This is a genomic window from Desulfosarcina cetonica JCM 12296, assembly GCF_001311845.1.
Lineage (GTDB): Bacteria > Desulfobacterota > Desulfobacteria > Desulfobacterales > Desulfosarcinaceae > Desulfosarcina > Desulfosarcina cetonica.
On sequence record NZ_BBCC01000281.1, the window covers coordinates 1 to 5,977 of the forward strand.

At 64.1% G+C, this 5,977-nt stretch carries 4 protein-coding genes; all 4 read right to left on the minus strand.

Translation table 11 applies throughout. The annotated features are described in order from the left end of the window. Window positions 1-493: hypothetical protein (locus tag JCM12296_RS31895; RefSeq protein ID WP_157068079.1), on the minus strand; the 493-nt coding region annotated here is incomplete at its 3' end. After that, window positions 478-2,880, minus strand: a complete 2,403-nt coding sequence (locus JCM12296_RS31900) for an Ig-like domain-containing protein (protein ID WP_054701596.1) — start codon at window positions 2,878-2,880, stop codon at window positions 478-480. The genes JCM12296_RS31895 and JCM12296_RS31900, both read right to left, overlap by 16 nt. Further along, window positions 2,841-3,017: a hypothetical protein gene (locus tag JCM12296_RS40590; RefSeq protein WP_172684215.1), complete on the minus strand. Its 177-nt coding sequence runs from the start codon at window positions 3,015-3,017 to the stop codon at window positions 2,841-2,843. The genes JCM12296_RS31900 and JCM12296_RS40590 overlap by 40 nt, the downstream gene beginning before the upstream one ends. After that, a partial coding sequence (locus tag JCM12296_RS31905) for a CARDB domain-containing protein (protein ID WP_157068080.1) occupies window positions 3,005-5,977 on the minus strand: 2,973 nt, incomplete at its 5' end. The genes JCM12296_RS40590 and JCM12296_RS31905, both read right to left, overlap by 13 nt.

Consider the following 5,977-nt stretch of genomic DNA (forward strand, 5'->3'; position numbering starts at 1 on the left):
CGCCGTCGCCCACGGCCTGGCGGAAGGCCTTGGCCGTGATCACGTTCTCGTCTTCATCGAGCAAGGTAAAGGCGATCTGATCGGAATCGCTGTTGCCCGAATTGCGCGCGGTGACGATCTCGATCTCTTCGTCACCGGTATTCTCCAGGGTAAACCACACCTTGCCGGTGCCACCCCGGGTAAAAGACTCGTTGGCGATCTGCAGCACCAGCATGCCGTCGCTCACCCGCACTTGGCCGCTGCGCACGATGCGCACGGTTTCGTTGGTCTCGGGCGTGATCACGATGGTGGTGGGCAGGTCGGCCGGATCGGTCAGGTCTGCATAGCCGCCCACGACCACATCCACGCTGGCCGTGGCATCGGCCGCCAAGCTGAAAGCCTCGGATTGATGGGTCCGGCCGCCCAGAACCGCCTGCAGCCGGATGTCGCTCGCGGCGCTGTCGGAACGGTTTTTCACGGTATAGGTCAACCGGTTCATCAGGCCCCGGCGCACCACGCATCGTCGACCAGGGAAGCCTCGATCACCGGCAGGGTGATGCCGCGGCCCAGGCTGGCAACGTCGTCCGCGTCCACGGCCACCACGGTATACTGGCGCTGGTCATCGGACCAGCCGATGTCCGTGTACTGCGTGTCGGTGAGCAGGCCGTCGCTTAACTGCACGCCGGCATCGACATCACCCAGGTAAATCCGGTAGCCGGCAATGGTGCTGCCCGAATGGGTCCAGGAGACCACCGGCGACTCGCTCTCGCTCTGCACCACGGACAGGGAGGAAACGGGCAAGAGATCGAAGTTGAGATAGCTTGATGTCGCCGGCGGCGACTGGTTGCCGGCCGCGTCCACGGCCGTGACCGTGTAGCAATGGTCATCGTCGCTGGGGTGGGGATCCACCACCAGGGTCGCCTCGATCCCCTCGGCCAGGGCATCGAGCCCGTCGACCGTGGTGATCTCGGTCTGCGGTGCGCGGTAGAGGCTGTAGGTGATCGCTTCGGTATAGGCCGGCGGGTTCCAGGAGGCCTTGATGCCGTTGGCCACCAGTTCCAGGGCAAAATCCGTGGGGGCGTTCGGCGCCACGGAATCGGCCGCGACCGTGACCGTGTCGCTCAATCCGCTCTCGGCCTCCTGGCCGTTTTCGGCTCGGATGCTGGTAACGGCATAGGTGTAGTCACCATCGGTCTCTGTGGCGTCAACGTGTTCGATCAGGCTGCCGTCATCCAGGCGGGTGAGCACGGCCAGTTCGGTCTCATCGGGTCCCTGGCGGTAGACCTGGTAGGCCACGGCCTGGTCCACCGGATTCCAGGAGAGCTGAACCTTTCCTCCGGGCAGCGCCCTGCCGGTCAGGCCATCGGGCGCCTCCAGGGGCGGCAGGTCGCCCTGGTAGACCTGGAAGCGGTTGTCCGCATCGATGTCACTGCCGGCGTTATCCAGATCGTCGAAGGCGCTAAAGGTCAGGGAGAGGGATTCTGCATCGGCCGCACCGGCATCCGCGGGCAGGCTGAAAACCGCCTGCCAGGTCTGGGCGTCGCCGTCGGCGGTGGCCAGCTGGGCCAGGCTGTCGACCGTAACGGTCTCGCGGCCGTCGCCGGAAAGCAGGTAGCCCACTTCGGGCAGGGTGCCTGCCTTGACCGCCTCGGAAAGTCCCAGCACTGCCGTAACCGTGACCGGTTCCTCCACATCGTTCTGGATGGGGCTTTGGGGCGTCACCACCAGGCGATGGACCGACGGTCCGTCGGTATCGATAAGGATGGTACCGCCGGCATCGATCTCCGTGCCCCGGTTGCCCACCATGTCACGGCCGGAAAAGACTGCCCAGGCGTTGCCACTGGGGGTGGTGTCGGCGATGACGAAAAAACCGCCGTAGGTCGTGTCGTCGATCTGGGTCAAGTCCACGGAGATGGGGGTGGCCCCCGACGGCGTAATACTCAGGAAGGGGGTGGCCTGGAGCGCTTCGCTGACCGTCAGCACTAGGTTGACGGTACCCGGCGCCATGGTGCCGGTATCGGTGTCGTGGGCGCCTTCGGGCGTGTAAACAATGGAGACCGCCCGGGGAGCGATACTGTCGGCCACGGCAAAGACCTGGCTCGACGGTTCGCTTTCGTTGCCGGCCGCATCCAGACAGGTGACCCGGTAATACCAGGTGCCGTCGCTGCCGGGCACATCCTCGAAACTGTCGCTGGTGAGTGTGCTGGCGTTCACCCGCTGGGCCTGGGCCACATCGGTAAAGCCCGCGGCACTGCGGTAGAGGTTGTAGCCGCTGATCACGCTGTCGGACGGTTTTTGCCAGCCGATGCGGATCACGCCGCCCGATTTGGCCGTGGCCGTTACCGCCGTGGGTGCGCTGGGCAGGGTGGTGTCCAGGGTGACCGTCACGGCAATGCTCAAGGGGCCTTCGCCGCTACGGTTGGCGGCGCTGGCCTGGATGCTGTTGGCGCCTTCGGCCAGGGTCAGGATGATACTGAAATAGCCCTTGCCGTCCGCCGTGCCCGACGCTCCGCCGGATAGACCGTTGACATACAATTTCACCGTGGTGTCGGCCAGCGCCTGGCCGGAGACCACCACCTGGGTCTTGTTGGTGGTGGTGCCGTCGGTCGGGCTGCTGATGACCGGCGCGTCTGGCAGGGCCAGGGCCACGGTAAAATTGATGGTCAGGGTGGTACGGTTGTCCAGGGTGTCATAGGCGGTGATGATCAGCGTATGACTGCCGTCGGCCATGTCCGCCGGATCGAGATAGCAGGTGTAGGGCGCCGAATAGTCGGTGCGCAGGAGCGTTCCATCCAGGGAGAATTCGACACGGCTCACCCCGGAGGGATCGCTGGCCGAAAGGGACAGGGTGACGGTACCGGTCAGGGTGTAGCCGTCGGCAAAGGCCTGGTTGCCGGCCATAAGGTCGCTGATCTCGGGTCCTCGGCATCGGCCTCGGGCGTGGCGCTGACGGCAACCACCGCAGGATCTTCACCATCGGAAGTGTTTACCGTGGTGACGGCAAACCAGTAAGTCTGGCCGTTGGTCAGCCCGGCCACCTTGGCCGAGGTGCCGGTGGCGGTGACGACGGCATGGGACCCGGAACGGTTGTCGATATTGCCGAAGGCGCGTCGCTGGTGTATACGCGATAGCTTTTCACATGCGCCGAGGGCTGAGCGGCATTCCAGGCGAGCTGCACGTAGCCGCTGAAAGGTTCGCCGGAAAGGCCCGACGGGTTGGGCAGCCAGGTGACGCCGGAGAGGCTGGCGCCGCTGCTTTCGTTGGGCTCGGCGGCATCGTCCACGGCGGTGATCTTTAGCGTGTGGGCCTCGGCCGTGCCGAGCCCGGAGAAGGTATGGGTCAACTGATCGGCCGCCAGGGCGGTGTATTCCGTGCCGCCGTCCAGGTAAATCCGGTACCCGGCCAGGTCGCCGGCGCTGTTGGCCGACGCGGTCCAGGTGAAGGTCAGGCTGTCCGCCTGGGCGGAAACCGCCAGGTTGGTGACATTCTCGGGCGCCTGGATGTCCTCCAGAAGCGCCGAAACCGGCGTTACCGCCGAATTGAAATTACCCATCTTATCCACGGCCACCACGGCGAACCAGACCGTGGTGCCTTTGATGAGACTCGTTGCCGTGGCGGTGAAGGTGCCCGCGGGAATGGTGTCATGGACGGGCATATCAGTGGTGACAACAGTAAAGCTGGTGCCTTCCTGCCAGTAGATGCGATAGCTGGCAACGTCTCCGTGGGCGGCTTCGTCATAACCTGACCAGTTCAGGATCGCGGTGGTACCGCTACCCTGGCCGTTGACCGTCAGGGTGGTGACGGGGTCGGGGGCAATGTCGTCGAAAACGATGACGGTGCTGGCCGTTTCACTGGCATTGCCGGCCCGGTCGGTGGCCACAAACGCGAAGGTGTTCTCTCCGCTGGCCAAGGTCACCGTGGTCTGCCAGGTGGTCGCCTCGGTATTGGCGACAACCTGGGTGCCGTTCATGCTGATGGCTGCATAGGCCTCCTTGGTGCCGGTAATGGTCTGGCTGGGGTTATGGGTGGGGGTGGTCACCGCATCGATGACCGGGGCTTCCGGGGCCACGGTGTCAACGGTGAACGCACGGTTCAGGGCGCTGCTGCTGTTGGTGTAATTGTCCTCCAACTGAACGGAGAGGGCATAGCCTCCGTCGGCCAACGCGGCCGCCGGGGTGAAGCTCACCGTGCCGTCGGCAGTAAAATCCCAGGTTCCGGCAATCGTATTGCCGTCGGCATCCTGGAGGCTGCGCGTGCATGCTTCCGTGTTCAGCCCGCTTCCCGTTTCGGTATAGGAAACGCTGACCACCGCCGGTGCCGCGGAGAGAAAACTGTCTGCCGTGGGAAAGGCACCGGTGATGGTCGGCGCCACGGAATCCACGGATACGTCTGCAAATATGCTCTCGGAGACGTTGCCGGCCGCATCGTGGGCCCAGATTTCCAGGGCATTGTCATCCTGGGAAAGGCTCATGGTGGTGGACCAGTCGCCGCTTCCCAGGGCCACCTTCTGGCTGCCGTTGATATAGATGGCCGTGGCATCCTCGCGGGTGCCGGTGACGGTAATGGTGGCGATGTTGGAGCGGTTCTCGGCCGGCTGCACGGACAGGGTTCCGGAGAGGATTTCTCCGCCGGTGAGGGTCGGCGCGGCCGGCACCTGGCCGTCCACGGTGAAGGCGATGCTGAAATGGGCAGTGTTGCCCGAGTCATCCACGCCGTCAAGGGAAAAGGTGTAAGTGTCATCGGGCAAGGGCGACGCAGCCGGGGTGAACGTGAAAACATCACCGGATTCAACCGTGCTGCCGGTCATGGCCTGACCGCTGCCGTTAACCAGGGTTACCGAGGCGATCACCGCCGCATCGGCAATGGACCCGTGGGCATCGGCAAGGGTCATGCTCAAGCTGGATACTTCCTGAAGGATCGCCCCGTTTGACGGGGTGCTCACCACCAGGGTCGGCGGGGTGGTGTCGATCACTTCGGGCAGGCTCGCCGACAGGGTGTTGTTTTCCTCATAGGATTCCTCGACAGCATCTGCACTGTCCGCCGTGACCGTGAGGGTGTGGCTGCCCTTGGTGGTAGTCCAGGTGATCGAGACCTGGCGGGTCGCCGCCGCGGCGATCACCGGGTTTACCGTCACGGTGCCCACGCTGGTGCCGTCGATGGCAAACGCCACCTTGAAGGCATCGACCACCGGTCCGCTGCCGGCGTTGGTGATTGTGGCCACGAGCGTGATGCTCTGGCCGGCGACCAGGTCGGTGGTTGGGTTCCAGGTGAGCTGGGAGACCTGCAGGTCCGGAGGATCGCCGATGGTGGTGAAGGACCATACCGGGCCGCTTGTTTCGGCGCCGGCATCGTCACGGGCGACTACCTGCCAATAGTAGGTGGTGCCGCCGGTGAGGCCGGAAACCGCATAGGTTGCCGAATCCAAGGATTCGGCAACCAGTGCCAGGGTATCGGCCGAGGTACCGAAGTAAAGGTCGTAGACCACCGTGTCCCATGGGTTGGGATCGCCGCCGGCCCAGGAGAGGGTCACGGCCACCGGCTGCCCCTCTTCCAGGATGGCCACGCGCACGGCGCCGTCCGCCGGACTGGGATTGCGCGGGGTCAACGGCGGGCTGTTGGTGGGCGGCGTGGCAATGCACGTGCTCACCGCCGTCAACCAGGTATCGGTGGTGACGACGCCGAATGTGGCGTCACCGTTGGTGTTGGGACCGTTGGGATCGTTCCACCAGTTGTCGTTGGCGGTTACGGTCTGGGCATGGGCGTTGTAAAGGCCGAAGGTATGGTTGCGCAAAAAGTTGTTGCCGCTCACCGACGGCTGGGCATTGCCAGCCGCATAGATACCATAATGATTGTCTTTGAGGTTGTTGCAACTGATCGGGACGGCATCGCTGCCATCGCCGGTGACATATACACCCGAATGACTGGAGTTGCGAATGGTGTTGTACTGGATGGTGGGTCTGGCGTTGTTGATGTAGATGTCGGCGTTATTGGTGTGCCC